The 2,056-nt window shown below is 66.8% G+C and carries 1 protein-coding gene; it reads right to left on the bottom strand.

All coding sequences use genetic code 11. The annotated features are described in order from the left end of the window. A partial coding sequence (locus AC2VON_RS16220) for a DEAD/DEAH box helicase family protein (RefSeq protein ID WP_486953874.1) occupies positions 1–2,054 on the bottom strand: 2,054 nt, incomplete at its 3' end. Positions 2,055–2,056 lie beyond the last annotated feature (2 nt).

Raw genomic sequence — 2,056 nt, 5'->3', positions numbered from 1 at the left:
TGGCGTTGCAGCGCCCTGCCGCCGACGCCGGTCAGCGCCCGGAAGCGTTGGTCGAAGCGGAATTCGCGGCGTTGGTGGCCGACGAAGTCCAGTGCGGTCAACACCGTCTTGCCTTCGGTGAGCCGTAGCCCGCGGCCCAGCTGCTGCAAAAAGACGGTGGCGCTTTCGGTGGGGCGCAAAAACAGCACGGTGTCGACCTCGGGGATGTCCAGGCCCTCGTTGAACAGGTCGACCGCGAAGATGATGTTGATCTCCCGGTTGCGCAATGCCCGCAGTGCTTGACGACGATCGTCGGCGGACGTCTCGGCCGACACCGCACGGGCAGGGATGCCGGCGTCGGCGAAGCGTTGCGCCATGTAGCGGGCGTGCTCGACGCTGACGCAGAAACCCAGCGCCCGCATGGTGGCGACGTCGGCCACCTTGTCGCGCAGTTGCGTGAGGACGATGCGGGTGCGGGCGTCGTTGCCGGTGTAGACGCCGCTGAGCGCCGACAGGTCGTAGCCGCCGCGTTTCCAGGACACCGCCTCCAGGTCGGTGCCGTCGTGGATGCCGAAGTAGTGGAACGGGGCCAGCAGGTTTTGTTCGAGGGCTTCCCACAGCCGCAGCTCGGCGGCGATCCGGCCGTCGAAGAACTCGCGGACGTCGACGCCGTCGGCGCGTTCGGGGGTGGCGGTCAGGCCGAGCAGTTCGATCGGGCGCACGTGGTCGAGCAGCCGCCGATACGACGCGGCTTCGGCGTGGTGGAACTCGTCGACCACGACGACGTCGAAGTGGTTCGGCTCGATGCCGGCCAGCCGGTTGGCCGTCAGGGATTGGATGCTGGCGAACACATGCCGCCATTTGGTGGGTTGATGTCCGTCGACGAGGAGCTCGCCGAAGTTCGCGTCGGTGAGGACTTCCCGGTACATCCGGTGCGCTTGGCCGAGGATCTCTTTGCGGTGCGCGACGTAGAGCACGGTGAGGTCTCGGTCGTGAATCTCGCGGACCAGCCGGCGGTAGTCCAGTGCGGCCATGACGGTCTTGCCGGTGCCGGTGGCGGCGACGATCAGGTTGCGGTGCCGGTGGTGGATGGTGCGTTCGGCGTCGAGTTGTTCGAGCATCTCGGCCTGAAAGGGCTTGGGCCGCACCTCCAGAAAGGAAATGGTGAAGGGTGACGGGCCGGGTTTGCGAATCCCGGAGGCAGTCTGCAGCGCTTCGCGCAACCGGTCGCCGTCCTCGGCGGGGTGGTAGCGCTCGAAGTCGCGGCTTTCCCAGTATGACTCGAACGTCGCCCGGAACTTCTCCAGCAGGTGTGGTGTCGACTTCGCCGAGAGCCGCACGTTCCACTCCAGCCCGTCGACCAGCGCGGCGTGCGACAGGTTGCTCGACCCCACATAGGCGGTGTGAAAGCCGGTGTTGCGCCGCAGCAGCCACGCTTTGGCGTGCAGCCGGGTTTGGTGGGTTTCGTAGCTGACGCAGACCTGCGCGTCAAAGTCGTTAACCAACGCATCGAGAGCACGGGCATCGGTGGCGCCCAGGTAGGTGGTGGTGATGACGCGCAGCGGAACATCACGCTGGCGCAATTCGGTGAGTTCGTTCTCCAGCAGCCGCAGACCCTCCCATTTGATGAAGGCACACAACAGATCAACGCGGTCGGCACTGCCCAGCTCGGCGCGCAGCTCGGCGGCCAACGTCGGTTCGTGTCGAGCGTTGGTCATCAGCGCGGCATCGGAGAACGGGGTGACGGGCCGCGGAAGCCGGGAATGGCCCAGCGCGGATGCTTTCGCGACCTCTTCAAGGCGGGCGATCCTGTCTGGGTCCCGCGGGTGCAGCGTGGCGCCGTCGGCAAACGTGTCCGGCAGCACCGCCAGGATCTGCTGCGTCAGCTCCACGCGCTTCTCCGCGGTGCCGGCGGCGCGCAGCGACCGCTCGATGATCGGCGCGAGGTGTCGGGTGATGGTCAGCGCATGCTCGGCGTCGTCGACGGTGCCGTAGTCGGCGCGCAGGTCCTTGCGGTGGGCGAGTTGGGAGTTGAGTTGCTCGGTGAGCAGCGATTCGTAGACGCCGATGTCCATGG

The organism is Mycobacterium sp. TH-M82, assembly GCF_057473605.1.
The sequence above is the reverse complement of the archived record's forward strand: the minus strand, read 5'-3'. Positions and strand labels throughout refer to the sequence as shown.